The organism is Halococcus salifodinae DSM 8989, from assembly GCF_000336935.1.
Taxonomy (GTDB): domain Archaea; phylum Halobacteriota; class Halobacteria; order Halobacteriales; family Halococcaceae; genus Halococcus; species Halococcus salifodinae.
In genome coordinates this window covers 81401-105306 of the sequence record NZ_AOME01000076.1, presented here as the reverse complement: position 1 = coordinate 105306, position 23906 = coordinate 81401, and the positions used below count along the sequence as shown (strand labels likewise).

Sequence of the window (23906 nt, the reverse complement as noted above, 5' to 3'; positions counted from 1 at the left end):
CGACGTTCTATATTAACGCCCGTGATCCGTTTGTATCGAGTGGCGCTATTCCCGCCGGCCGGCGTGACCGGGGTAGTCGCGCTCGAAGCGGTCGTCGAGCTCGTCGTTCCCGACCTCGATCACGACCGGCCGACCGTGCGGACAGGCGTAGGGGTTCTCGCAGTCGTCGAGCGTCCGGAGGAGGTCGATCACGTCCCCCTCGGCGAGCGAGGTGTTGCCCGTGATCGAGGGGTAGCACGCGAGATCGGCGAGCAGCGCGTCGGCGTCGCGCTCGATCGATGCCTCGGGCTCTTCGTCGCCGACAAACCCCGAGAGTACGTCCCGGAGTCGATCGGGATCGGCCGCACCGTCGAGCACCGCCGGCACCGCCCGCACCTCGACCGTCCGATCGTCGGCCCGTGAGGCCTCGAACCCGAGTTCGGCGAGCGCGTCGGCGAACGATTCGAACAGCTCGACCTCCGCCGCCGTGAGTTCGATTTCGACGGGGTCGGCGAGTTCCTGAATCGCCGTCTCGCCCGCGACGCGCTCCCGGAGACGCTCGTAGTTGATCCGCTCGTCGGCAGCGTGCTGGTCGATCAGGACGAGGCCATCGGGCGATTCGCAGGCGATGTAGGTGTCGTGGAGCTGTCCGAGCACCCGGAGTCGCGGAAGCCGATCGAACGCGTGATCGTCCGGCACCCGATCGCCGGCGAGCGTGGTCTGTTCGGCCACGTCGGTGAACTTCCCAGGTTCCGCTGGACGTCGTGACCCGTCGCCAGCGTCGTTATCGCCGGCAGCGGGCGGTTCGCCGATCGGTTCGCGTGCCGCATCGCCCGCTGTTTGGTCGGATACCGTCGTCTCGGCCTCCGTCGGCTCCGGCCCTGTCGGCACGTTCGATTCGTTCGTCGAGGGGTGTTCGGGCCCAGCGTCGGCGGGTTCGGTCCCCGTCGTTTCGGTCCCGGAGTCGTCGAGATCCGTCCTCGTCGTGTCCCGCGCGTCGGGTGGTTCCGTCGATCGGGACGCCGAGTCGTCGGCGTCGGTCGATCGGTCCGATCTCGCCGACTCACCACCGTCGTCGGGCGGCCCTGCATCCCCGCTCTCGGGTTCGATCTCAGTCTGGTCGGGTGCCGATCGACCGCGTGGCGCGCCGGAGCGGACCACGCCCTCACGCATGAGCGCGTCCTCGACCGCCGTCCGGACCTGCTCACGAACGTCGGCCTCGTCGGCGAAGCGGATCTCGCGCTTTCGAGGGTGGACGTTCACGTCGATCGTGTCCGCCGGCAGCGAGAGGAAGAGTACGGTGAACGGGTACCGATCGGGCGCGAGCTGGCCGCCGTAGGCTTCCACGATCGCGTCCCGAACCGCGGTCGCGCTCACGTACCGGCCGTTGACGAACACCGAGCAGTACTCCGGGCTCGCGCGGGTCGTCTCGGGGTGGCTAACGACCCCGGAGAGTTCGTCGAGCGGTCCGTCGGTGTCGCGTTCCTCGTCGTTCCCACCGTCCGCACCGTCGGACTCGCTGTCCGCGTGTGCTTCGACCAGGATCATCGCCTCCGCGACATCGCGGCCATAGACCGAGAGGATCGTGGCCTCCAGACTTCCTTGCCCCGTCGTTGAGAACACCTCGCGACCGTCGTGTTCGAGTGCGAGCGCCACGTCAGGGTTCGAGAGCGCGTAGCCCGTCGTCACCCGATTGACGTGGGTGAACTCGGTGGCGTCCTGTTTGAGATACTTCCGGCGCGCGGGGACGTTGTAGAACAGGTCCTCGACTTCGACGGTAGTACCCTCCGGACAGCCCGCAGGTTCGACGCTTTCGATCTCGCCGCCAGCCATCCGGAGTTCGGTGCCGCGGCTCGTTCCCCGAGCCTTGGTCCGGATCGTGAGCCGCGAGACCGCGCCGATGGCCGCGAGCGCCTCGCCCCGGAAGCCCAGGCTCCCCACACCGGCCTCCAGATCGTCGATGTCCGCGATCTTGCTCGTGGTGTGTTTCTCGACCGCGCGCTCGACCGCTTCCGCAGTCATCCCCCGTCCGTCGTCCGTCACGCGGATCCCGTCGGTGCCGCCCGCTTCGACCACGACGCGCACCCGCGAGGCGTCGGCATCGAGGCTGTTCTCGACCAGCTCCTTCACCGCGGAGGCGGGTCGCTCGACCACCTCGCCGGCGGCGATGCGCTCGATCGTCGCCTGGTCGAGCCGGTGGATTTCGTCCGTCCGCTTGCCTCCATCCGCCCCGTCGCTCATCCGTCTTCCTCCGTGTCGTCGAGCTGTTGCTGCCACGCCGAAACCCGGCTCATGAGCTCGACCGGCGACGTCTCGTCGATGTTCGTTTCCTGTACTGCGTCGAGCACCGATTCGGCTTCGGGATCAAGCGAGTCGTCGACGGTTTCGTCCTCGGTCGTTCTCCCTTCGGAGAGTTCGTCCGTCGTCCGGCCACCGTCCGCGCTCGCCGACCCGCGGAACGATCCCGCATCGAGGTCGAACACGGCCTGGACCGACTGTCCCGACGACGACCCGCGCGCCTCGATCGCCTTCTCGGCCCGGAGCTTCGCGAGCACGTCCCGCGAGCGCCCGACCACCGGCTCCGGCACCCCTGCGAGATCCGCAACGTGGATCCCGTAACTTCTGTCAGTTGGCCCCTCTTCGACGGTCCGCAGGAACGTGACGTCGTCGCCCCGCTCGTCCGCCGCGACGTGGACGTTCGCCACCCGATCGAGGTGTTCGGCGAGCCCGGTGAGTTCGTGGTAGTGAGTCGCAAAAAGCGTCTTCGCGCGCACCTCGTTGTGGAGATACTCGGTCGCGGCCCACGCGATCGAGATGCCATCATAGGTTGCGGTGCCCCGACCCACCTCGTCGAGGATCACCAGCGACTCCTCAGTTGCCGAATGGAGGATGTTTGCGAGCTCGCTCATCTCGACCATGAACGTCGAGCGCCCCTGGGCGAGCTCGTCGAGCGCGCCCACGCGAGTGTAGATCCCGTCGACCGGCGCGATCCGTGCGCTTCGGGCGGGCACGAAGCTTCCGATCTGGGCGAGCAGCGTGATGAGCGCGGTCTGGCGCATGTACGTCGACTTCCCGCTCATGTTCGGCCCGGTGACCACGAGGAACGCGCGGTCGTCGGTGAGTTCGAGATCGTTCGGGACGAACTCGACCTCCTGTTCGACCACCGGGTGGCGGCCCCCGTCGATGTCGAGCCCCGACTCGACCAGCTCGGGCCGGGTCCAGTCGTGACCCACGGCGTGTACCGCGAGGCTCGCGAGGCAGTCGCATTCGGCGAGCGCGCGACCGACATCCTGGAGGAGTTGCGCTGCATCCGCGACCCGTCCGCGAAGCTCGCAGAACAGCTCGTACTCCAGGTCGCCCCGGCGCTCCTCGAACCGGAACACCTCTCGCTCGCGCTCTACGAGTTCGTCGGTGGTGTACCGGTTCGCGTTCTTCAGCGACTTGATTTGGTCGTACTTTTCGGGAACCTGGTCAGTCTCGGAGTTGCCGACCTGGATGTAGTATCCGTCCGTCTTGTTCCGGCCCGTGCTGAGGTGGGTGATGGAGTGGCGGCGCTTCTCGCGGTCGGCGAGGCCGTCGATCCAGTCGAGCGCTGCCTCGTGGCCTGCGATCAGTTCGTCCAGATCGTTGTCGTACCCCTGCTGGATGAGGCCGCCCTCGCGGACGCCTCCCGGAGGGTCCTCCGCGAGCGCATCGTCGAGCGCTCCCCGAAGCTCCTCGGCAGCGGCGCGGTCCGGCCGCGCGAGCACGTCGGCGATCGGCGACTCGCCGAGCTCCGGCGAGCCCGCGACGGCGTCGGCGAGCCGCGGCAGCACGGCGAGCGAATCCCGGACCCGGAGCAGGTCGCGCGCGTCGGCGCTGCCCGACACCGCCTTGCTCGACAGCCGCTCGACGTCGTACGCCCCGCCAAGCTCCTCGCGGAGTTCCTCGCGTGCGAGCGCCGCCGCAGCGAGTGCCTCGACGCCGTCGGCTCGCCTGGTGAGCTCCGCCCGCGCCCGTATCGGCCGACACAGCCACTCGCGGAGGAGTCGTCCGCCCGCGCTCGTCACGGTGTGATCGATGGTGTCGAGCAGCGTCCGGCCGGCCTCACCCATCGGCTCGACGAGTTCGAGGTTGCGCTGGGTGGTCGCGTCGAGCGCGACGCCCTCTCCCGAGTGGTAGGGCTGGAGCCTGGTCATCGACGCGAGCGTGCCGACGCCAGTCGCGTCGACGTAATCGAGCACTGCGCCAGCCGCCCGGATCGCTTCCCTCGCTTCGTCGAGACCGACGCTGGCGAGTGCCGCGCCGCCGAACTGCTCGTCGACGGTCGCGCGTGCAGTGTCCGGCGTGAACGCGTCAGTGGTGTGGAGCGAGAGCGTCCCCGCGGTGCGCTCGCGGAGCCGTTCGAGGAGGTCGTCGTCGGTGCGCACGGCAGGACCCGGGAGTATCTCGGCGGGTGCGAACCGGTAGCACTCGGTCAGCACGTCCTCAGCGTCGCCCGAAATCTCGGTGGCGTGAAACCGGCCGGTGGTAACGTCCGCGAACGCGAGGCCGTAGCGACCCTCGCCTGCCCCGTCGTTTCCGCCATCCTCGCGGACGATCGCCGCGAGATAGCGTGCCTCGCTGTCGGTCGTTTCGAGCAGCGTGCCGGGTGTGACCACCCGCTCGATCGCACGCTTGTGGCCGCCGTCGACTTCGTACTGGTCGGCGACGGCGACGCGGTAGCCCCGCTCGACGAGGGCCTTCAGGTAGGGTGTGAGTTCGGTGAGGGGAACGCCGGCCATCGGGTAGGCCGAGCCGTGCGAGGACTTTTCGGAGATCTTGAGGTCGAGCTCTTCGCCGACGAACTCGGCGTCGTCGCCGAAAAACTCGTAGAAATCGCCGCATTGCATCGCCAACAGGTCGGCATCCGTCTCTTCTTTGAGCGCGAGAAACTCCCCGACGATCCCCTCTGCCATACCCTCATTCGGCGCGCCCGAGCGCTAAAACCTGTGGGTTCGGTGGGAACGTGAAAGCGTCAAAGGCGCTACCGGCGTACGGTCGGCGATGCTCGTCGGGATCCCCATCGAGGAGACGGCGACGACGCTGCTCGCCCAGTACGGCCTGCTCGCGCTGTTCGTCTTCATGTTTCTCGAAACCTCGCTGCTCTTCCCGTTCGTCCCGAGCGAGCTCGTCCTGCCCGTCGGGGCCGCGGCGATCGTCTCGACGCCCGCGAGCTTCCTCGCGTTCGTCCTCGTCGTGGCGGCCGGTGGGACGGCGGGGAGTCTGTTCGCGTACTACGTCTTCGATGCGGCCCACCAGCCGCTCGTCGATCGCTATGGTGCGTACGTTCGGGTTTCCGAGTCGGATCTCTCACGCGCGCGGCGCTGGTTTCGCCGGTACGGCGAGTCGTCGGTGTTCTGGGGTCGCCTCCTGCCGGTGGTTCGTTCGGTGATCTCGATCCCCGCCGGTGTCGCGGGGATGCACGTCGGCACGTTCGCGCTCTACTCCGCCGTGGGGAGTGGCCTCTTCGCGACGGGCATCGCGGCGCTCGTCGTCACCGGCCGGGCGGTGCTGCCGTCACAACTGCTGGTCCAGTGGTCGACGACGCTGCTCGACCGCGCCGTGACGGCCGCGCTCTCGAACCCCGTGTTCGCGATCGCTGCGGGCGGCGTGGGGCTGTTCGCCGTGCTGATCGCCCGAAACGCCCTCACTCGCCACGTTCCGATCCGATGAGTGCCTGCCGTCGGTCGCGACTCGCCCGTCACGGCTAAAAAGCCTATAACGATTCTCGGGCCATATCCGAGCGATGTCCAAGACGCGATGTGGCTACGTCGAGGACGTGGAACTGCTCACGAATCGGGGCACGGCACGTTGCTGGCGGCCAGTGCGTGGCGACGACGATCGCTGTTTCTGGCACGACGGCAGCCCCAAGACGCGCGAGGCGCTCGATTCCCACCGACCCGAACCGGGTGAACGCCTCGACGGCGCTGACCTCCGCGGGGCGGACCTCACGGGCGCGTCGTGGTTGCGCGGGCGGAGCCTCGTCGGAGCGGATTTCACCGGTGCGACCCTCCGCGGCACCGATCTCACCGGCGCGGACTGTCGGCGGGCGACGTTCGATCGGGTGGACGCCCGCCGAGCGTGCTTCGACGGGGCCGACGTGGAAGGGGCGACGTTCGACGACATCGACCTCCGGGAGGCGAGTCTCGACGGGACGAAGCTCTACCGCGCCAGCTTCACCGACGTGCGCCTCGACCGCGCGACCGACTTCGGCGACCGGGTGATCTACGAGAGCCTCGTCGACGACGCCGAAGACCGCGAGACGCGGGTCGCAACGCTCGAAGCGGCGAGTTGGACCTACCGGGAACTCCGTCGGCTGTTCGAACAGGACGCCCTCCCGCAGCGGTCGCGGGCGTGTTATCTCGGTGAGAAGAGCACCCGGAGACGGGCGGCGTGGGCGGGCGGCGAGTACCTCCGTGCGCTCAAACTCGAAGGTTCGCGGTGGGTGATGCGGTACGGAACCAGCCCCACACGGGTCGTCACGAGCTCGGTCGTGGTAATGGGGTGTTCCGGAATCCTGTATCCGCTGACCGGTGGGCTGCGCACGGACTCCGGAACGTATGGGTTCGAACAGCCAGTCGCGGATGTTCTCGCGGCGACACCGGGCCAGCTGGTACGCGTGTTCTACAATGGTCTCTACTTCAGTGTCGTCACGTTTTCCACGCTCAGCTACGGCGACATACAACCGATCGGGGCGGGTGCGCGGGCGATCGCCGGCGTCGAAGCGCTCCTCGGATCGGTGTTGATGGCGCTGTTGCTGTTCGTGCTCACCCAGCGCGTCTGATGACGAGACGAGGGGACGCTCAGGCGGTTTCGAGCGCGTCGAGCAGCGAGAACACCCGCTCGGTCAGCGATTCCCGGTCCGTCGCGACGAGTTTGACGATCGCCTCTTTCCCCACCTCGCCGCGGTCGATCACCGCGGCCGGCGTCGCCGACCGATCGAACGCCTGGCGTGCGCCCCAGCCCATCGTGCCTTCCGCAGCATCTTTCACTTGCTCGGGTTCCTCGCTCCGATCGTACGTGGCGACCGACCAGTCGAGCCCGTCGAGCGCTGCCTCGACATCCCTATCGAACCGGCAGTTGACGGCGAACCGGAGGGCGGGATCGAACTCGCGGGCGGCGAGCAGGAATCGGGCGACGTGGCTCGACGCGCCGAAGCGGACTCCACGATTCGGATTCACGCCCGAGAACGTCCGCGTGATCCGCCCCTCGACCGCGGCGGTTTCGCCAGGCGTTTCGGCATAGGGCGTCGCGCCGACGACGTTCATCCCGACCTCCGGAACGAGCGGGCTGACGTCGCGCTCGACCAGAGCGTCGACCACGCTTGCGACGGTCTCGGCGGTCGGTTCGCGCGCCGCACGATCCCGGAGGTCGGCGTGGTGGTGGACCGAACCGGGCCCTTCGCCGACGTCGAGTGGGTATCGGATCGCGCGCTCCATGAGCGCCAGTCCGTCTTCGACCGCCGCATCGAGCGCGTCGCCCGCCGCGAGCCGTGCGGTGATCGCGCTCGCGAGCGTACAGCCCGAACCGTGGGTCGCCTTGGTCTCGACTCGTGGGTGCTCGAAGACCTCGCGTCCCTCGCTCGTCACCAGCACGTCGGTCGCCGTCTCACCAGGGACGTGTCCACCCTTGATGAGCGCCGCCTCGGCCCCCATCTCGATCAGCGCCTCGCCCGCCTCGCGCGCGCTCTCCTCGCCCTCAGGTTCGATTCCGGTGAGCACCGCGCACTCGTCGGCGTTCGGTGTCACCAGCGCCGCCTCCTCGATCAGGGCCTCGTAGGCGTTCTCGCCAGCGGGTTCGAGCAGTCGGTCGCCCGACGCCGCCACCATCACCGGGTCCACGACGAGCGGGGCGTCGAGGTCGCGAGCGTAGCCAGTCACGGTCTCGACTACTTCCGCGGTGGCGAGCATGCCGGTTTTGACGCCGCCGAGATCGAAGTCGGTCGTGATGGCCGTGTACTGGGCCTCGATCTCGTCGGTCGGGAGGACGTGAACCGACTCGACCCCCTGGGTGTTCTGAGCGGTCGTGGCGACGATCACGCTGGTCCCGAACACGCCGCAGGCCTCCATCGTCTTCAGATCGGCCTGGATCCCCGCCCCACCCCCAGAATCGCTGCTCGCGATCGTGAGCCCGACCGGACGCGAGACAGGGACCGGCTCGCGGGTCATGCCTCGTCCCCCAACACCCGCACATCCACCCCGAACGGACCCCGGAACGGGTCGCACTCGGAATATGGCTGGCAACATCTATCGACGAACTCGTGGTCGATCGCGCCAGGATCGCTCATACCAGAGATACCACTGAGTGATACTTAGCGCTGGCGCTCGACGATCGTGAGCCACGATTTCGGTAGCGATAGCCGCCAACGCAACGTTTTACGGGTCGGAACCCCGTTATGGAACAACCGACCAATGGGGGGTTCAACGATACCGACCGTTGCGATACTCGGCGGGGGCGTCGGTGGGCTGAGCGCGGCCCAGGAACTCGGCGAGCGCGGCTTCGACGTGACGGTGTACGAGACGCGTGAGCGTTTCGGCGGCAAGGCCCGTTCCATCCCGGTTCCCGACTCGGCGACCGACGATCGGAAACCGCTACCCGGTGAACACGGCTTCCGGTTCTTTCCCGGATTCTACCGCCACCTCACCGACTCGATGAAACGGATTCCCTACGGGAACAATCCCGACGGCGTCTACGACAACCTCGAGCCCACGACCCAGATGCTGATGGCCGAGGCCGGCCGACCGGAGGTGTTCCCGACCGAAACTCCCGAGTCGATTTCGGGCTGGCGACGGATGCTCGGCAACCTGTTCGCGCGCGATGCGATCTCCGAGCGCGAACGAGCGTTCTTCGCGAGCCGGCTGCTCCAGTTCGCGACCTCGTGCGAGCGTCGCCGGCGCGAGGAGTACGACAAAATCTCGTGGTGGGAGTTCATCGACGCCGAGAGCATGTCTACTGCGTATCAGAAGTTCCTCGGCTACGGCATTACCCAGTCGCTGGTGGCGATGCGTCCCGAGAAGAGTTCGACGAGAACCATCGGTCGAGTCTACCTCCAACTGTTCCGGGGGCTGGTCGATTCGACTGTCGATGCCGACTCGCTGCTCAACGGCCCGTCGAGCGAAGTCTGGATCGATCCCTGGGTCACGTATCTCGACGATCTCGGGGTCTCGCTCCGTCCCGAAACCACCGTCCGTGAGATCCACACCGACACCGAGCGGGTGACCGGCGCGACGGTCGGCCGCAACGGCGAGACCCAACGGATCGAGGCGGACTACTACGTCGGTGCGGTCCCGGTCGAGGTGATAGTCGATCTCCGGACGCCCGATCTCGTGACGGCCGCACCGTCGCTCTCCCGGCTCGACGGGCTCGACACCGCGTGGATGAACGGCATTCAGTTCTATCTCGCCGAGGATGCGACGGACGTCCACGGCCACGGGGTCTATCTCGACGCGCCGTGGTCGCTTACCTCGATCTCCCAGCGCCAGTTCTGGAGCGAGTTCGATCCCGACGACTACGGCGACGGCCAAGTGGAGGGAATCCTCTCGATCTGCATCTCCGACTGGAACGCCCCTGGAATCGTCTCCGACAAGCCGGCCCGCGAGTGCACTGCCGAGGAGATCAAGACCGAAGTCCTCGCCCAGTTCGACGACCATCTCGAAACCGGCAGCCTCGACGAGACCGACCTCGTGGACTGGTTTCTCGACCCCGCGATCGAGTTCGGTTCGGACGGGACCGTCGCGGCGAACCACGAACCGCTGCTGCTCAACACCGTGCGCTCGCTCCGCCACCGCCCCGACGCGCGTACGGCGGCCGACAACTTCGTGCTCGCCGCCGACTACGTCCGCACGACGACGGATCTCGCCAGCATGGAGGGCGCGAACGAGGCCGCACGGCGCGCCACGAACGCGATCGTCGCCGATGCGGACGTCGCTGCCGAGCCGTGTGAGCTGTTCGACTTCGAAGAGCCCGCGGTCTTCGACGCCCCGAAGCGCCAGGACGAGATCGGCTATCGACTCGGGCAGGACCATCCCGGCGAGGCCGGCCGGACGATCGCCCGTGCGGGCCAGCGGTTCACTCCCCAGATCCCGTCGATCGTGTCGTGGCTCAGCCCTCGATGAGCCGCCGGAGATGCTCGGGCGGGACGGCCCCGCGAGCGGCGTGGCCCTCGTAGGCGAACGTCGGAACTCCCGTGACGCCCGTCTGCTGGGCTTCCCGGAACCGCTCTTCGAGCGCCGCCTCGTGGTCGGGATCGTCGATCGCCGCCCGGAGTGCGTCAGTGTCGATCTCCGTCCCCTCGCCATCGGTCGGTCCGACGTCGGCCGCGATCTCGGCCAGCACCTCGGGATCGCCGATGTCGCGCTCGTCCTGCCAGAGCGCGTCGAACACCCGCTCGTGGAACGCCGCGAACGCGTCGGGATACTCCTCTCGAACGAACAGCGCGGCCTGCTGGGCGTGCTTCGAATCGACGTCCTCGGCGATCTCGAGGCTCATCTCGACGTCGTACTCCTCCTGGAGTCGCCGGACGTTCTCCCTGGCCTGCTCGTAATACTCGTCGTCCTTGCCGCTGTCGGCCGCCGGATCGATCTCGCCGTCCGGCCCACGCTCGCGGCTCCGGAGGTCGAAGGGGTGCCACGCGACGTCGAGGGGGTCGTCGCGCTCCTCGCGGTACTGCTCCAGCGAGGCCTCTCCGAGATAGCAGAACGGGCAGACGTAGTCGGCGTACATCGTGAGCGTCTCGTCGTCCGAGGCGGTGCTGGCGTCGCTTGCGGCGGTGTCGTGACTCATCGAGGGTGATACGTCCTCGCGAGTAAAGAGTGGTCGGGCTTACTTCCCGCGACCCTTGCCGCCGTGAACGCTCGGGCGGGTGTGTTCCGTGCCCTTCCCCTTCGTGCCGAGGCCACGTCCCTGCTTGCCGGCGCTCGTCAGCCCGCGGAACGCTCGACCGCGCTGGTCGTCGGCACAGATCCAGTTCAGGTCGTCGTCGTTCTCGATCGCGGGATGCTCGGGATCGACGAGGATCGCCTCGAACCACTTCTGGCTCCCGTCCTCGCCGACCGGGTAGGAGTTGAGTACCCGAAGGTTCGTGAACTTCCGGCTGGATCGCTCCTCCGCGATCCGCTGGATCGACTTCCGGCGGGTGACCTTGTTGACGCCCTGGCGCTTCGTCCGCCGGCCAGCGTCGTGGCGCTGTTTTCGGGCCGTGCCCTTCCGGACCGCGATCCGGGCGAGAACGATGCCCTGTTTGGCCTTGTAGCCGAGCGAGCGCGCCCGATCGAGACGGGTGGGACGGTCGATCCGCTCGATCGCGCCCTGGTCGCGCCACTCCTGAAGGCGCTGCCACTGGAGCTCCTCGTGCATCTCGTTGTCCGCGTCGTGCCACGCGTCGCCGATGTGGGAGTAGAAACTTCGTGCCATGGTTGCTGCGGGCGTTGATGGTTCAGCCGCGTGGTCCACCGGACCACGCTGGCCACATTCCGACCTGCAGTATCGCCACAGGTGCCCGCCGGTGCCCGTCCCAGCGAGTCACTGGATCTCCGCCAGTGGCGCTGTTAAGCGCTTCGGAACGCCGCGGTCCTCGTCCGGTTCGTGGACGTCGTTTTTATACAACCGGCTGGTGCAAGCCTCGAGTTGAATCCTCAAGGAGACGGTTGCACTGGCGTGATGCAACCGACACGTCCGCCGCTGACCAGCCGTACCGAGCCGCTCACACGAACCCCGCACGTCGGAGGGAGAGTCTGAAATGCTCGCAACACTCACCGGGACGGTACTACAGAGCGGCGGGTTCATCGAACTCGCGATCGGGTTTCTGGTCCTCGCGCTGATCGCGTACGTGGTCGGTGCGCAGGGTATCGCCGGCATCTCGATGGAGATCGCGCGGATCCTCGTCATCGTCTTCATCATCCTCGCAGTCGTCTCCTTCTTCCTCTGATCGGTGAATCGGCGCAGGCCGGCTATCCGGCCTGCACCGCACGCGAACGCCCCCAAAGTACCGGAACCGGTGTCACACTCGTTCCACCGGCAGTATATGTGACCGCTACGCGTATTCGACCCATGTACGAGACGATCCTGATCCCGACCGACGGCAGCGACCACGCACGCCAGGCGGCCGAACGCGGCTTCGACCTCGCGTCGACGTACGACGCGGCCGTTCAGATCGTCCACGTCATCGAGGACCCCGACAGCGGGGTGACGGTCCACGAGTACGACGAGGGCGTCCGCGACGACATGGAGCGCACCGGCGAGGGCTACGTCGACGACCTCGTGTCGACGGCCGAAGGGCGCGATGTCGCGGCCACGGGCGAGGTCCGCCACGGCGCGGCCCACGAGGAGATCATCGGGGCGGCCGACGACCACGCCGCCGATCTGATCGTGATGGCCACCCACGGCCGCACCGGCCTCGAAGGACTCGTCCTCGGCAGCACCGCCGAGCGCGTCGTCCGGCTCGCCTCGGTCTCCGTTCTCGTTGCTCGGCCGGACGACGAATCCCCTCCGAACGGCGAGTGAACAGACGCACGACAACGATGGAGAGGGGATCGCCTCAATCTGCGGTTTGTCCCGCCGACGAGTCGGTGCTCGCTGGTGTCCCCCAGCGATAGATGACGGCCGCGCTGGCGAGAAAACCACCGCCGAGCAGCGCGGTCGCGGGGATCGGGGCCGTGAGGTCGGCGATCCAGCCCACCACTGGTCGGAGCGGGAGGCGGACCACGGCGTACACCAGCGAGGCGGCGCTGAGCACCGTCGCCCGGCCGAGCGATTCGACGTGGTCGTTGATGTAGCCGCTCACGATCGGTCGGAGCACCGCCTGGCTCGACTTCATTCCGAAGAACAGCGGGAACGCGGCGAGCGGGACGAACGCGGGCACCACGAACAGGATCGCGGTCGCCACCGGCACGACCAACACGGCCCCGCGGGTAGAGAGTCGGTCTTCGATGTCGCCAGCGAAGTAGCTCGCGATCGCGGCGATCACGGTGAATCCTGCGTACAGCGGTCCGAGTCCGGTCGCGGGGAGTGAAAGAGTCCGCGTCGCGATCGGCTGGATGAACTCGTCGGCCGCGCGGATGATCGCGAAGAACAGCGCCACGTAGAGGACCAGGGATCGAAGCGGCGGTGCAGTCAGTCGCTCGCGGACGATCGGCACCGCGTCGAACACCGTCAGGTCGTCCTCGTCGGGATCGGTCGCCATCCGTGGAAACGAGAGCACCACTGGGATCGAGAGCACGAGGAGCGCGCCAGCGAGGAACGGGAGCCGATGGTCGATGCTGTACAGCCCGCCGGCAGTCAGCATCGTCGCCGCACTTACCCACTGATTGACTGACCCGCCGCGTCCGCGAACTCGGGTGTACTCGGCCTCGTCGAGGTGGGTTTCGAGCGCGTCGTAGAGCCACGCGTCCGCACTCCCCGACTGGAACGCGCCGCCGAGTCCCCAGAGCACCCACAGCACCGCGAACCCCCAGAAGGTGTTCACTACGACGAACCCGAGCAGCGAGACGGCGAGGAGAACCGCCCCGATCACGAGGCTGTTGCGCCGTCCGAGTCGATCCCCGACATACCCAGTCGGCACCTCGCCGACCACGGTCGCCCCGGCCGAGAGGCTCGACAGCAGCCCGATTTCGGTGTACGAGAGCCCCCGCGAGAGCAAGAACAGCGTGAACACCGGCCAGAAAAAGCCGAACGTCGTCGTGGCCTGGTAGATGTAATACTTCAGAACGAGCCGTGAGGGGAGCCGTCCCCCGAACCTCATCGTTCCACCCGATCCACGAGGAGGGTCGGTTGCACGGTCGTTCGCTCGGCCGGTTCGAACAAAACCGTTCGCTGATGTGAATTAACGTAACTATTTTGTCGTTGTCAGAGGCGTCGTCGGAGCATCAGTGTCGTGAGGACGACGAGCAGCGTACTCGGTCGACCGTTCGATCGGATGGATCACCGGACCGATTCAATATATCAAAATGGAGTTTATTACGGAGCCACGTCGTCGATCGATTCGAACTCCGCGTCGGTGATCGCGTCGGCGATCGCGTCGCTATCGGGCGTTTCTGCCATCCGTCGGGGATACTTCCGATGGAAGTAGCCGAGAACGTTCTCGACATCGCGTTCGAGGAGGTCGACGGCGTTCTCGTGATCGGTCGAGACCGCCTGAGGCCAGTCGAAGACGCAAACCCCATCACTGGCGACGAAGACGTTGTACTCGCTCATGTCGGCGTGGACGTAGCCCGCGTCGAACGCACGCGCGACTTCTTGGAGCACGAGATCGCAGACGCCAAGCACTTGATCGTCGTCGAGGTCGGCTCTCGACAGCTCGACGCCGTCGATCTTCTCCATCACGATCGCGTGGCGGTTGTGATCGATCGGCCGGGGCACCGAGACGTCTGGATAGAGGGTTTCGAGCGCGTCGTACTCGCGTTCGGCGGCCTTCCGCGCGGTGTAGAGCCACGAGACGTGATCGCGGTCGGCGGTGTACTCGCGCTCGCGCATCACCTCCCGGAAGTTCGTGTATCCCTCACGGTGGAACTTGAGCGCGAACGGGGTGTACGACTGGACTTCGTAGACGTCGCTTTCCTTCCCGACACCGAGGGGTGCGCCGACGCCCTCGATGGTGCCCCGCTCGGCGAAGGTGTGGAGCGCGAGCGCGTCGTAGCCCTCGAAGGTGAGCTTGTAGCCTTCGTACTGTATCGTTCGGCGTTCGAGCAGCCCGCGGTCCGCACACCGATCCAGGCGGTAGTCGACGTTCTCGGCGGTGAGATTAGCGAACTCCGGCAGTTTTCCCCGGTTGACCCACTCGCTGAACCGCATCCCCTGCTCGACGCCCGAAAGGAGGTGGAAATCCTCGGCTTCGAGCGCCGCCATCTCGCTTGCGACGTTGCGAACCATCATCTTCGCGTACCCCCGCGACGGGCAAAAGCATCGCGCGTGAGCGACCACCCCATCATAAATTACATAATACGATATAAAACTCGAACGACCTTCGCTCCGCTCTCCAAATCGATTTGTTCCGCCGCTGCGTTCGGGCGGTATGACCGACATCACCGATCGAGAGTGGCGGTTGATCCGCGAGGACCGGCGGCGAGGTGCGATGAACATGGCGCTCGACGAGATCGCGGCCGAGACCGCCGCCGAGGGCGGCCCGCGAACGCTGCGGGTCTACCGCTGGGATCCCGCCACGCTCTCGCTCGGATATCACCAAGATCCCGCGACGGTGGATTGGGAGTTCTGCGAACGCGAGGGGATCGACGTGGTTCGGCGGCCGACCGGCGGCGGCGCGATCTACCACGACACTCACGCCGACATCTCCTATTCGATCGTCGCGCCCGCCGAGGAGCTGCCTGGCGATCTGATGGACACGTACGAACGTCTCTGTGAGCCACTCTTTTCCGGGTTCGAGCGACTCGGGGTTTCGGCGTCGTTCGCGGACGAAGAGCGTCCCGCGCTGTTCGAGCCGGCGTGTTACCTGCGCGCGCTCAACCCGGCCCACGACGTCGTGGTCGACGAGCAAAAGGTGAGCGGGAACGCCCAGTACCGCCGACGCGACAGCGTGATACAACATGGATCCGTCATGTTCGACGATAGCTCCGAGCGTCACTTCGCGATGTTCGACGATCCGCCGGTCACCGCCGAGCGGTTCCGCGAGCGGGTGACGACGATCGGCGAGCACACCGATGTGGATCGGGCGGCAGCCGTCGACGCGTTCGAGGAATCACTCGCTGCGTGGGCCGACGCCGAGGTCGGCGAGTGGACCGACGACGAACTCGACCGTGCCCGCGAGCGCGCCCGCGCGAAGTACGACGCCGCGGCGTGGAATCGCGATCGTGAGGACCCCACCGCAGCGCGAGGTGCAACCGACCGCGAGGACCCGACCGAGTAGCCGGCGTATCGTACGCCGGCCGTCGGCTTCGAAGCCCCTTTGCCCGCCGGCGGCGAGGCGGGACCATGCACATTGGAGCACACGTCTCGGTCGCCGGTGGCGTCGACAACGCCGTGGGTCGCCAGCGCGACGTCGGCGGGAACTGCGGACAGATATTCACGACCTCGCCCCAGGTTTGGGCCGGTCCCGATATCGCCGAGAGCGAGGCCGCCGCGTTCCGCGAGTCGGGTGCCGACCTCGGGCCGTGGGTGATCCACGCTTCCTACCTCGTCAACCTCGCTACACCCAAAGACGACCTCCGCGAGAAGTCGATCCGGAGCCTCCAGGCCGAGTGCGACGCCGCCCATCGCTTGGGGATCGAGTACGTCAACGTCCATCTCGGCGCGCACACCGGCGCAGGGGTCGAGGGAGGTCTCGACAACGCCGCGAGCGCCGTCGACGAACTCGATATCCCCGCGGACGTCACCCTGTTGATCGAGAGCGATGCCGGTAGCGGGACCAAGTTGGGCGGCGAGTTCGCCCATCTCGCGGGCGTCCGCGACCGCGCCGACACCGATTTCGGAACCTGTCTCGACACCGCCCACGCCTTCGCCGCGGGCTACGACCTCTCGACACCCGAGGGAGTCGACGACGTGCTCACGGAGTTCGACGAGGTGGTGGGTCTCGACACCCTCCACTGCATCCATCTCAACGACTCGAAACACGCCTGTGGCACCAACAAGGACGAACACGCCCACATCGGCGAGGGATTGATCGGTGACGATGGAATGGGCGCGATCGTCAACCACGACGCGCTCGGCGAGGTGCCGTTCGTCCTCGAAACACCGACCGAGGACGGCCGTGGCTTCGCGTGGAACGTCGACCGGGTTCGAGAACTGCGCGCCGAGTAAGGTCAGCCGCTGGGTGTCGCCATCCGTTAGCCGTCTTCGTCGCCGCCACCTCCACCGTCTTCGCCACCCCCACCGTCTTCCCCATCTTCTCCGCCCTCGCCGCCGTTTTCGCCACCCTCTCCCCCACCCTCACCGCCGTCGCCTTCCTGTCCTCCTTCTCCATCTTCGCCGTCTCCATTGCCCTCCTCTCCTTCTCCGCCCCCACCGTCGCCACCCTCTCCGCTCTCACCGTCACCCTCTTCGCCGCCGCCGAGACCGATCTCCGAACAGCCCGCGAGGCCGAGCGCCGTCGCAGTTCCCGAGAGCGCTACTACCCGTCGTCGCGTCATCGTGCGATCGTGCATAGGGTCGATAGATCACGTCTGTCGCAATAGTCGTTTCCGTCGGCGCGCGGCGGTCGATCGAGATCGGTGGTTCGGGGGTGTCAGACCACGTCGCCGCGAACGGTCGCGCCCGCCTGACGCTCGCGGTAGTCCCGTACCGCGTCGGCAGCTTGCTCGGCCTCGCCGTCGTCCACCCCGATCATCGAGAGCGCCTCGGCGAGGGTGGGGAAGACGAACTCGCCGTTGCGGAGTTTTTCGAAGGCGTCCGTCGAGCGCTGGCCGTCGATCCAGAGACACGCCCCCCGCGGGTCGAGGACCTGTTCGTAGTTCTCGCGCGCCATCGCGCCCTTCAGTCGCTGGGTCACGTTGTCCTCGAAGCTCGCGTTGCAGATCTCGAGGTGGATCGGTTCCTCATCGCCGACGAGGTGGGCCGCGAGACACTTCTCGGGGGCGGCGTACCCGTTCGGGTTCGCGCGGATGAACTCGGGGTGCTCGTCGGCCCACTCGGCGCTCACCGTCTTGCCGATCCCCTCGACACCGTGTGATTCGCGGAACTCCTCCTCGCGGTCGCCGTCACCGTGAAAGAGCAGGTCCTTCGTGAGGTAGATGTCGAGGCGCTCGACGGGATCGAGCCCGAGCACGAGATCGCCGTAGACCCAGATCTCGCGGATCGGGACGGGCATCGTCTCGGTTGCAACCGTCTCGACGAGGCGCTCGATCCGGTCGACGGCCTCGGCGCGGGCGAACTCGGTCATTGGAGAGGGTAGCCGCCCACGATGCAAAACGGTTTCCGGACCGTATTGGCCTGCCGGAGACAGGGTAGTAGCGGTTGGCGCGCGGGAGTGCGCCGCAGGCGCACGACTCGCGCGAGGGATGAGCGAAGCGAGCATCGCGAGCGGAGCGAATCGGTTGGGGAGGGGGTGGTCGTCGCGGTGCGGTAGCGGAAAAGGCTAGTGACTGTACCGCGAACGAGGCTGTGCCGAGTGAGCGGGTGTTTTTAGTCCAGGTTTTTACAAGGACCCTGAGCGAGCGGAGCGAGCGAACGGGTCCTTGTAAAAAAGTGGAGGCGAAACCGTCAAGCGCCGTACCACCCCAGTTGAGATATGGACTGCACCAAGTGCGACCGCGAGGCGGTGCTGCACGCGGCGTACTCGGGCGCGCATCTCTGCGAGCACCACCTCCGCGCGTCGGTCGAGAAGCGGGTCCGCCGACGAATCCGCGAGGACGGCCTCATCGGCGACGACGCCACCCCCCAGGACCCCGAGACGTGGCTGCTCGGTCTCTCGGGCGGGAAGGACAGCGTCGTGCTCGGGTCGATCCTCACCGAAACGTTCGCCGACGATCCCCGGATCGAGCTGGTCGCGCTCACGATCCACGAGGGGATCGAGGGCTACCGCGACGAGAGCCTCGACGCCGCGAGTGCGTTCGCCGACGATCACGGGATTCCCCACGAGGTCGTCACCTACGCCGACGAGTTCGATCTCGAAATGGATCGCGTGGTCGAGAAGGATCCCGAGAACATGGCCGCCTGCGCGTACTGTGGGGTCTTCCGGCGCGAGCTGCTCGCCGAGTACGCCGACGCCTACGGAGCCGACAAGCTCCTGACAGGCCACAATCTCGACGACGAGGCCCAGACCGCGATGATGAACGTCCTCGAAGGCGATGTCGCCCAGATGGCGAAACACTTCGATGCGAGCCTCGGTCCCTTCCCCGAACGCACCAACACTACCGAGTTCGTTCCCCGGGCGAAACCCCTCAGAGACGTCCCCGAAAAGGAGGTCGCGCTCTACGCTCACCTCGCCGATCTCCCCGTCCACATGGCGGAGTGTCCCCACTCCAGCGAGGCCTACCGCGGTGAGATTCAACAGTTGTTGTTCGATCTCGAAGAGAATCATCCCGGCACTCGTCACTCGATCATGGCGGGCTACGAGGAGTTCGCCAAGCTCGCCGCCGAAGCCTACCGCGGCGACGGCCCGGACCTCGGCGAGTGCGAACGCTGCGGCGGCACCACCACGCGCGAAATCTGTCGGTCGTGCCAGCTCACCGAGGCCGTTCACGCAGCGTAATCATTGGTGTACTACACGGAGCCACGGCTGATCGTATCAGATCGATTGTCGTGATCTTTTCTGCCAAAATCGCCGTCCGAACAGCCGACAGTTACAGACAGAATTTGTATATATATCGTATTCGACAGCAACGGATCGTGTGGGTGGAGGGCCGAAGCGCGGATCAGCGGATGACGTCGAGATCGTCGTGGGAATCGTGGTCCGACACGTCGCGGCCGCCGTCGCTCTCGGCGTAGCTCGTGTCGAACGAGTCGGCCGCGAGCGCTTCACGCGACCGGTCGGCCTGCTGTTGGGCGTCGGGACCGAGGACCTGAGCGCTCTGGACACCGGTCATGATCGCCATCACCCGGACCTTGCCCTTGTACTCCTCGCGGATGCGCGAGCCCCAGATGACGTTCGCGCTGGGGTCGAGCCGGTCGGTGATGCGCTCGGCGATCGCCTCCGCCTCCTTCAGGGTGAGGTCGGGGCCACCGGTGATGTGGACCAATCCGCCGGACGCCCCGCGATAATCGACGTCGAGGAGCGGGTGGCTCATCGCGTCTTTCACGACTTCCTCGGTTTTGTTCTTGTCCTGGGTCTCGCCGACCAGCATGACCGCGACGCCGCCCTGGTTCATGATCGAGGTCATGTCGGCGTAGTCGAGGTTGATCAGCGAGGGCTGGGTGATCGTCTCGGCGATCCCCTTCACCGTCTCCGCGATGAGTTGGTCCATCACCGAGAACGCCTTGCCGACCGGGAGGTTCGGCACGTAGTCGAGCAGGCGGTTGTTGTCGAGCACGATGATCGAATCGGCCTCGTTGCGGAGCTCTTCGAGCCCTTCCTCGGCCTTGACAGTACGAGCGCGCTCGACGTTGAACGGCGTCGAGACCATCCCGACGACGATCGCGCCCTCGTCGCTCGCGATCTTCGAGACCACGGGTGCGGCCCCGGTACCGGTGCCGCCGCCCATCCCCGCGGTGACGAACACGAGGTCCGCACCGGAGAGCACCTCGCGGATGGTGGATTGGGCCATCTCGGTCGCGCGCTCGCCCATCTCGGGGTCGCCGCCCGCGCCGAGCCCCTGAGTGAGCGATTTGCCGACCAGCACCCGGGTGTCGGCCCGGATCATCTGGAGATGCTGCTTGTCGGTGTTGATCGCGATGGTTTCGGCACCCTCGACCTCGATGTTGTGGAGCCGATTGACGGTGTTGTTGCCCGCACCACCACAGCCGACCACCACGATCCGGGGGTCGCCGAACTCGTCGAGATCGGACTCGTCGCGTTGACGTTGCTCTTTCTCCGCGTTTTCGAGCGCCGATTCCACGATGTCCTGCATCGTTAGGCCCTCGCGAACGGTCGCTTGGTCGGGGAGTCGTCCCGACCCTCCTCGGCGACCATCTCCCTGACCGCCGCCCGGATCGCCTCGCTACGATTCGGGTACTCCCCGTGTTCGACCATCTGTTCGACCTCCGCGATCTGCTGTTTCGGGATCCGTAGTGTCACACGCTCCATATGTGGGTCCTCCGTTTTGGCGACCGCGCATCTTACACGCCGAAACCGCACGACGGAGACGCCATCGACATCGATCGGCGCTGGTGTAAGACGGCCGTCTTACGCAGGCGTATGCAATCAGCCCAGATGTAATAAAACTTCCGGCCAGCGTAAGACGAACGTCCGGATCGCCACGTAAACAGCGTTTCGAGGCCTTCAGTAGCGTTTACGCACCGTCGAGCACGTTCGCAGCGGGGGTTCGCCGGCCACAGCTCGGGCAGAATCCCCAGTCCGAGCGGAGCTCGTCGCCGCAGTCACAGAACACCCGTCGTGTCGCCTTCTCCCCGCAATTCGGGCAGTACACGTGCTCTGGACCGACTTCCTCGCCACATTGTGCGCACGTTTTACGCGCGTCGGAGTCCGTTTGCACGTCCGGTTCGGCCTCGGCGGCCTCCGTCTTACGTTCGGGTCCGTCCGCGTCCACGGAGGCGTCAGACGCGTCGGATGCGCCGTCGAGCGCGATGTTTACGTTGATATCCTGTGGCTGGGACGGCGTAAACGCACCATCGAGGCGTTCGTCGACGATCGCGTCGACACGCTGTCTGACGAGATCGTCGAGGCTGTCGGGGTCCGCGTCCCGCGCGCTCTCGAGGTAGGCCCGGAGCGCCTCGCGCATCGCCTCGCTCTTCGAGGCGTCGAGCGACTCGAGCTCGTCGATGAGCTCGTCGTCGGCGCGGAACGTGATTTTACTCATCCGTCGTGCGACCGCACGATACGTGGCTACTTGAATCTTCCCGGCCATCGAGCGGTGCGCCGATGCGTGTCGGACGGCGGGCGGGATGGCAATTCTTAAGTCCGACAGTCGGATTAGTCGGCATGTCCGCCCTTAGCTCAGACTGGTAGAGCAGCCGACTGTAGATCGGCTTGTCCCCCGTTCAAATCGGGGAGGGCGGACTACTTCTCCGCGAGCCAACGGCGAGCGGGAAGCACGTCCAACCGACCCGATTTGAGCAGGGAAGTCGCAGCCGACGAGCGAAGCGAGTCGGACCGTTTTCACGAGTTCAAATCGGGGAGGGCGGACTTCCACCTTTTGCTGCGCTCGTTCGCTCCCTACGGTCGCTCACTCGCTGGCAAAATCTGGACCAAAAGCCGTCGTCACCCCCTCGCTCCGCTCGGAGGTTCCTCGGCCCGCTCACTCGGCCTTCGGCCTCGTTCGCGGTGCAATCACTGGCACTACCGTCTAGCACCGCACCGCGACAGCCACTCCCTCCCCAACCGACTTACCCACTTGTTTCACTCGTTCGCTCATCCATCGTCAAAGCGAAGTCGTTCGGGAGAGCAAAGCTCTCCCGTGATGTCGTCAGATTCCGACGGAATCTGACTGCCTGCAGGAAATCACCGATTCCTGCAATGACGGAAGACGCGAAGCGTATTCCGAACCACTCTGAGGAGCCTGCACTCATTTCGCTCGTGCAAGCCTCGCGCGAGTCGCGTGCTCCGCACGCTTCCGCGCGCCGGCTGCTACCGGGATTGCACACGACGGTGGGACACTTTTTCGTCCGCGTGTCTTACGGGGCGTATGCCGATCGACGATCGAGCCGAGGACCCTCGCGATCGCCAGCACGAACGCGCCGAACACGTCGAGAACATTCTCGACGAAGTCGAGACCGACGTTCGCGACCGGAAGTACCCCGTCAGAAGCGAGGAACTCGCCACCGAGTACGCCGACCAACCGCTCGACCTCCCGAACGAGACCGAATCGATGGGCAGCGTGTTCGACCGGCTGGACGACGAGTACGACACGCCCGAGGAGGTTCGCGAGTCGCTCTACGACGAGCTCTCGGGCGAGGCGGGCGGACCAAACGAGTACAACGACGAGCGGGATCTCGCGGCGCTCGACGAGGCCGAGGAGTCGGACACCGCATAACGGACTCGGTCAGTCGCCGTCGATCGTTTGGCGGTGGCTGATCGGGTCCGACAGCTCTCGTCACCGACAGCCGCCATCGTTCGCCCCCGTGATCAGTCCATCCAGTTGGGGCGCGGTCTGGGCGGGCTGAAGCACTCGACACCGCGAACGATCGCGTCGCCACGGTTCTCGACCGCGTGCGCCTCGTCGGCGGGGATGGCGTACGATCCTTCGGGGCCGACTTCGTGTTCCTCGTCGTCAAGGACGAACGTCGCGTGGCCCGCGAACAGGTAGCCCGCCTGTTCGTGGTGGTGGCTGTGCGCCGGGACGCTGGCTCCAGAATCGATCGTGAACGCCTGGACGTTCATCGCCTCGCCGCTCGCGAGCACTGTGACCGAAACACCCTCAACCGCCTCGGTGGTCTCGCGATCGGCCGTCGCAACGGTCTTCATGCGGACATCACACGGCCGATGTACCTAAAGGTTCAACCGATCGCGGACCGGAGAAAGGGGCATGTATGCGGTGGTCGGCTGCAGCGAGTGCAGCGCGCTGTGGGTGGTCGAGGGCCGTCCCGAGACCACGTCCTGTCCCTCGTGTGGCGCGCGCCATCAGTACCCGAAGCTCACGAAATTTGCCGAGACTGACGCCGCCGACGCCGCGCGCGAGGCCCGCACCGCGCTGCTCGCCGACCGCAGCGACCACGCGCCCGACGACCTCGATTCGTTCGCAACGCTCGAAACGCGCGCCGAGAACGAACGGATGGACGAGACGACGTACCTCCAGGAGTCGGGCCTCGACGCCGAGGCAGTCTCCGAAGCGGGCGAGGGCGCGACGAGCGGGGCGGCCGCGGGAAGCCCGAGCCGGCTCGACACGGTCCGAAACGCCGTCGACGAACTCGATGAGCCGACCGAGGAGGCTGTCATCGCGTACGCGACCGCGCGTGACGTGTCCACCGCGTTCACCGAGCGCGCGCTCGACCGACTCGTCCAACAGGGCGAGGCGAGCCGGAACGACGGCGCGTACCGACTCCTGTGACGGGCAAGCGTGATCTCGACCCCGCGCCGCTCGTGGTCGGCACGCTGGTCGGGCTCGCCGGCCTGCTCTTCCTCCTCGAACCCGTGGTCGAACCGATTCCGATCTTCGGGACTCCGACCCCGCCGTTCGTCCTCTCCGGGGCGGTCCTCACGCTCGGGTTCGGGCTCGGTGCGGTGGTGTATCTCCGGCGCGGTCGCCGGTTGATCGGGCTCGCCCACGCGATCGGCGCGGGCGGGTTCGGTCTCGTGGTCGGTGCGACCGCGCTCGCCAGCGGCACCGTGCTGGTCGTCGGCGTTGCGGTGCTCGCCGGCGGCTGTGCGTTTCTCGTGGGGCAGATGCGATAGAAGGAGTCCGTCGTTC

The 23906-nt window shown here is 66.6% G+C and carries 24 protein-coding genes and 1 tRNA gene; 12 read left to right on the top strand and 13 right to left on the bottom strand.

Translation table 11 applies throughout. The annotated features are described in order from the left end of the window. Positions 1 to 45: 45 nt before the first annotated feature. Together mutL and mutS are read right to left on the bottom strand one after the other, a co-directional pair. Positions 46 to 2220, bottom strand: coding sequence for a DNA mismatch repair endonuclease MutL (gene mutL / locus C450_RS16010; RefSeq protein ID WP_005045228.1), 2175 nt, complete (start codon positions 2218 to 2220; stop codon positions 46 to 48). Continuing rightward, positions 2217 to 4916 (bottom strand): DNA mismatch repair protein MutS, encoded by a 2700-nt coding sequence (gene mutS / locus C450_RS16005; protein WP_005045226.1) that lies wholly within the window; start codon positions 4914 to 4916, stop codon positions 2217 to 2219. Before mutS ends, mutL begins: the two co-directional genes overlap by 4 nt. Before the next feature lie 88 nt (positions 4917 to 5004). Here mutS and C450_RS16000 point away from each other — a divergent pair, with 88 nt between their 5' ends. Next, complete coding sequence (locus C450_RS16000; protein WP_005045224.1) at positions 5005 to 5673, top strand: DedA family protein; 669 nt, start codon at positions 5005 to 5007, stop codon at positions 5671 to 5673. A gap of 73 nt (positions 5674 to 5746) precedes the next feature. Then, on the top strand, positions 5747 to 6784 hold the full coding sequence (locus C450_RS15995) for a pentapeptide repeat-containing protein (RefSeq protein ID WP_005045222.1): 1038 nt from the start codon (positions 5747 to 5749) through the stop codon (positions 6782 to 6784). 19 nt (positions 6785 to 6803) lie between these two features. On the opposite strand, the gene thiD is transcribed toward C450_RS15995, so the two are convergent. Then, complete coding sequence (gene thiD, locus C450_RS15990) at positions 6804 to 8168, bottom strand: bifunctional hydroxymethylpyrimidine kinase/phosphomethylpyrimidine kinase (RefSeq protein ID WP_005045221.1); 1365 nt, start codon at positions 8166 to 8168, stop codon at positions 6804 to 6806. 243 nt (positions 8169 to 8411) lie between these two features. On the opposite strand from thiD, the gene C450_RS15985 reads away from it, so the two are divergent. Next, on the top strand, positions 8412 to 10115 hold the full coding sequence (locus C450_RS15985; protein WP_005045219.1) for a hydroxysqualene dehydroxylase: 1704 nt from the start codon (positions 8412 to 8414) through the stop codon (positions 10113 to 10115). On the opposite strand, the gene C450_RS15980 is transcribed toward C450_RS15985, so the two are convergent. Next, positions 10102 to 10782 carry a DsbA family oxidoreductase gene (locus tag C450_RS15980; protein WP_005045217.1) on the bottom strand — a complete coding sequence of 227 codons (681 nt, stop codon included), beginning with the start codon at positions 10780 to 10782 and terminating at the stop codon, positions 10102 to 10104. The two genes, C450_RS15985 and C450_RS15980, sit on opposite strands and share 14 nt — an antisense overlap. A 39-nt stretch (positions 10783 to 10821) precedes the next feature. Then, positions 10822 to 11412, bottom strand: coding sequence for a 50S ribosomal protein L15e (locus C450_RS15975; RefSeq protein WP_005045215.1), 591 nt, complete (start codon positions 11410 to 11412; stop codon positions 10822 to 10824). A gap of 325 nt (positions 11413 to 11737) precedes the next feature. On the opposite strand from C450_RS15975, the gene C450_RS15970 reads away from it, so the two are divergent. Next, positions 11738 to 11926, top strand: coding sequence for a DUF1328 domain-containing protein (locus C450_RS15970; RefSeq protein ID WP_005045213.1), 189 nt, complete (start codon positions 11738 to 11740; stop codon positions 11924 to 11926). A gap of 122 nt (positions 11927 to 12048) precedes the next feature. Continuing rightward, on the top strand, positions 12049 to 12501 hold the full coding sequence (locus C450_RS15965) for a universal stress protein (protein ID WP_005045211.1): 453 nt from the start codon (positions 12049 to 12051) through the stop codon (positions 12499 to 12501). A gap of 34 nt (positions 12502 to 12535) precedes the next feature. Here the strand turns inward: C450_RS15965 and C450_RS15960 are convergent, their stop codons facing one another. Further along, a complete protein-coding gene (locus tag C450_RS15960; protein ID WP_005045208.1) occupies positions 12536 to 13738 on the bottom strand; it encodes an MFS transporter in 1203 nt (400 codons plus the stop codon). A gap of 215 nt (positions 13739 to 13953) precedes the next feature. Beyond that, a complete protein-coding gene (locus tag C450_RS15955) occupies positions 13954 to 14865 on the bottom strand; it encodes a serine/threonine-protein kinase RIO2 (protein WP_005045206.1) in 912 nt (303 codons plus the stop codon). Positions 14866 to 15007: 142 nt separating this feature from the next. On the opposite strand from C450_RS15955, the gene C450_RS15950 reads away from it, so the two are divergent. Both C450_RS15950 and C450_RS15945 read left to right on the top strand, forming a co-directional pair. Beyond that, positions 15008 to 15856 (top strand): lipoate--protein ligase family protein, encoded by an 849-nt coding sequence (locus tag C450_RS15950; protein WP_005045204.1) that lies wholly within the window; start codon positions 15008 to 15010, stop codon positions 15854 to 15856. Positions 15857 to 15921: 65 nt separating this feature from the next. After that, complete coding sequence (locus C450_RS15945) at positions 15922 to 16746, top strand: deoxyribonuclease IV (protein ID WP_005045203.1); 825 nt, start codon at positions 15922 to 15924, stop codon at positions 16744 to 16746. Positions 16747 to 16772: 26 nt separating this feature from the next. Here the strand turns inward: C450_RS15945 and C450_RS15940 are convergent, their stop codons facing one another. Both C450_RS15940 and C450_RS15935 read right to left on the bottom strand, forming a co-directional pair. Further along, entirely contained in the window at positions 16773 to 17090 is a 318-nt protein-coding gene (locus tag C450_RS15940; protein ID WP_005045200.1) for a hypothetical protein, read from the bottom strand. Positions 17091 to 17170: 80 nt separating this feature from the next. Continuing rightward, complete coding sequence (locus C450_RS15935; protein ID WP_005045198.1) at positions 17171 to 17824, bottom strand: DUF7095 family protein; 654 nt, start codon at positions 17822 to 17824, stop codon at positions 17171 to 17173. Positions 17825 to 18172: 348 nt separating this feature from the next. Here C450_RS15935 and ncsA point away from each other — a divergent pair, with 348 nt between their 5' ends. Beyond that, positions 18173 to 19135, top strand: coding sequence for a tRNA 2-thiolation protein NcsA (gene ncsA / locus C450_RS15930; RefSeq protein WP_005045196.1), 963 nt, complete (start codon positions 18173 to 18175; stop codon positions 19133 to 19135). Between the two features lie 163 nt (positions 19136 to 19298). Here the strand turns inward: ncsA and ftsZ are convergent, their stop codons facing one another. The 3 genes from ftsZ to C450_RS15915 all read right to left on the bottom strand — a co-directional run bounded on the left by ftsZ (position 19299) and on the right by C450_RS15915 (position 21359). Beyond that, positions 19299 to 20450, bottom strand: coding sequence for a cell division protein FtsZ (gene ftsZ / locus C450_RS15925; protein WP_005045194.1), 1152 nt, complete (start codon positions 20448 to 20450; stop codon positions 19299 to 19301). 2 nt (positions 20451 to 20452) lie between these two features. Beyond that, entirely contained in the window at positions 20453 to 20626 is a 174-nt protein-coding gene (locus C450_RS15920) for a ribbon-helix-helix domain-containing protein (protein ID WP_005045191.1), read from the bottom strand. Between the two features lie 205 nt (positions 20627 to 20831). Next, a complete protein-coding gene (locus tag C450_RS15915) occupies positions 20832 to 21359 on the bottom strand; it encodes a double zinc ribbon domain-containing protein (protein ID WP_049910340.1) in 528 nt (175 codons plus the stop codon). A gap of 126 nt (positions 21360 to 21485) precedes the next feature. On the opposite strand from C450_RS15915, the gene C450_RS15910 reads away from it, so the two are divergent. Beyond that, positions 21486 to 21559: transfer RNA gene (locus C450_RS15910), tRNA-Tyr, on the top strand. Positions 21560 to 22184: 625 nt separating this feature from the next. Beyond that, the gene (locus tag C450_RS15905) at positions 22185 to 22532 is read left to right on the top strand and encodes a DUF5789 family protein (RefSeq protein WP_005045187.1); all 348 of its coding nucleotides are present in this window, start codon (positions 22185 to 22187) and stop codon (positions 22530 to 22532) included. Positions 22533 to 22624: 92 nt separating this feature from the next. Here the strand turns inward: C450_RS15905 and C450_RS15900 are convergent, their stop codons facing one another. Continuing rightward, positions 22625 to 22963, bottom strand: a complete 339-nt coding sequence (locus C450_RS15900; RefSeq protein ID WP_005045185.1) for a cupin domain-containing protein — start codon at positions 22961 to 22963, stop codon at positions 22625 to 22627. 61 nt (positions 22964 to 23024) lie between these two features. On the opposite strand from C450_RS15900, the gene C450_RS15895 reads away from it, so the two are divergent. Both C450_RS15895 and C450_RS15890 read left to right on the top strand, forming a co-directional pair. Next, positions 23025 to 23546 (top strand): DUF5817 domain-containing protein, encoded by a 522-nt coding sequence (locus C450_RS15895; RefSeq protein ID WP_005045183.1) that lies wholly within the window; start codon positions 23025 to 23027, stop codon positions 23544 to 23546. Next, positions 23543 to 23890 (top strand): hypothetical protein, encoded by a 348-nt coding sequence (locus C450_RS15890; protein WP_005045181.1) that lies wholly within the window; start codon positions 23543 to 23545, stop codon positions 23888 to 23890. The genes C450_RS15895 and C450_RS15890 overlap by 4 nt, the downstream gene beginning before the upstream one ends. The last annotated feature ends 16 nt before the right edge of the window (positions 23891 to 23906 follow it).

What these genes read in the sequence shown, in the direction of transcription:
- mutL (WP_005045228.1), bottom strand. Translation starts at nt 2,220, where the DNA reads ATGAGCGACGGGGCGGATGGAGGCAAGCGGACGGACGAAATCCACCGG.
- mutS (WP_005045226.1), bottom strand. Translation starts at nt 4,916, where the DNA reads ATGGCAGAGGGGATCGTCGGGGAGTTTCTCGCGCTCAAAGAAGAGACG.
- C450_RS16000 (WP_005045224.1), top strand. Translation starts at nt 5,005, where the DNA reads ATGCTCGTCGGGATCCCCATCGAGGAGACGGCGACGACGCTGCTCGCC.
- C450_RS15995 (WP_005045222.1), top strand. Translation starts at nt 5,747, where the DNA reads ATGTCCAAGACGCGATGTGGCTACGTCGAGGACGTGGAACTGCTCACG.
- thiD (WP_005045221.1), bottom strand. Translation starts at nt 8,168, where the DNA reads ATGACCCGCGAGCCGGTCCCTGTCTCGCGTCCGGTCGGGCTCACGATC.
- C450_RS15985 (WP_005045219.1), top strand. Translation starts at nt 8,412, where the DNA reads ATGGGGGGTTCAACGATACCGACCGTTGCGATACTCGGCGGGGGCGTC.
- C450_RS15980 (WP_005045217.1), bottom strand. Translation starts at nt 10,782, where the DNA reads ATGAGTCACGACACCGCCGCAAGCGACGCCAGCACCGCCTCGGACGAC.
- C450_RS15975 (WP_005045215.1), bottom strand. Translation starts at nt 11,412, where the DNA reads ATGGCACGAAGTTTCTACTCCCACATCGGCGACGCGTGGCACGACGCG.
- C450_RS15970 (WP_005045213.1), top strand. Translation starts at nt 11,738, where the DNA reads ATGCTCGCAACACTCACCGGGACGGTACTACAGAGCGGCGGGTTCATC.
- C450_RS15965 (WP_005045211.1), top strand. Translation starts at nt 12,049, where the DNA reads ATGTACGAGACGATCCTGATCCCGACCGACGGCAGCGACCACGCACGC.
- C450_RS15960 (WP_005045208.1), bottom strand. Translation starts at nt 13,738, where the DNA reads ATGAGGTTCGGGGGACGGCTCCCCTCACGGCTCGTTCTGAAGTATTAC.
- C450_RS15955 (WP_005045206.1), bottom strand. Translation starts at nt 14,865, where the DNA reads ATGGTTCGCAACGTCGCAAGCGAGATGGCGGCGCTCGAAGCCGAGGAT.
- C450_RS15950 (WP_005045204.1), top strand. Translation starts at nt 15,008, where the DNA reads ATGACCGACATCACCGATCGAGAGTGGCGGTTGATCCGCGAGGACCGG.
- C450_RS15945 (WP_005045203.1), top strand. Translation starts at nt 15,922, where the DNA reads ATGCACATTGGAGCACACGTCTCGGTCGCCGGTGGCGTCGACAACGCC.
- C450_RS15940 (WP_005045200.1), bottom strand. Translation starts at nt 17,090, where the DNA reads ATGCACGATCGCACGATGACGCGACGACGGGTAGTAGCGCTCTCGGGA.
- C450_RS15935 (WP_005045198.1), bottom strand. Translation starts at nt 17,824, where the DNA reads ATGACCGAGTTCGCCCGCGCCGAGGCCGTCGACCGGATCGAGCGCCTC.
- ncsA (WP_005045196.1), top strand. Translation starts at nt 18,173, where the DNA reads ATGGACTGCACCAAGTGCGACCGCGAGGCGGTGCTGCACGCGGCGTAC.
- ftsZ (WP_005045194.1), bottom strand. Translation starts at nt 20,450, where the DNA reads ATGCAGGACATCGTGGAATCGGCGCTCGAAAACGCGGAGAAAGAGCAA.
- C450_RS15920 (WP_005045191.1), bottom strand. Translation starts at nt 20,626, where the DNA reads ATGGAGCGTGTGACACTACGGATCCCGAAACAGCAGATCGCGGAGGTC.
- C450_RS15915 (WP_049910340.1), bottom strand. Translation starts at nt 21,359, where the DNA reads ATGAGTAAAATCACGTTCCGCGCCGACGACGAGCTCATCGACGAGCTC.
- C450_RS15905 (WP_005045187.1), top strand. Translation starts at nt 22,185, where the DNA reads ATGCCGATCGACGATCGAGCCGAGGACCCTCGCGATCGCCAGCACGAA.
- C450_RS15900 (WP_005045185.1), bottom strand. Translation starts at nt 22,963, where the DNA reads ATGAAGACCGTTGCGACGGCCGATCGCGAGACCACCGAGGCGGTTGAG.
- C450_RS15895 (WP_005045183.1), top strand. Translation starts at nt 23,025, where the DNA reads ATGTATGCGGTGGTCGGCTGCAGCGAGTGCAGCGCGCTGTGGGTGGTC.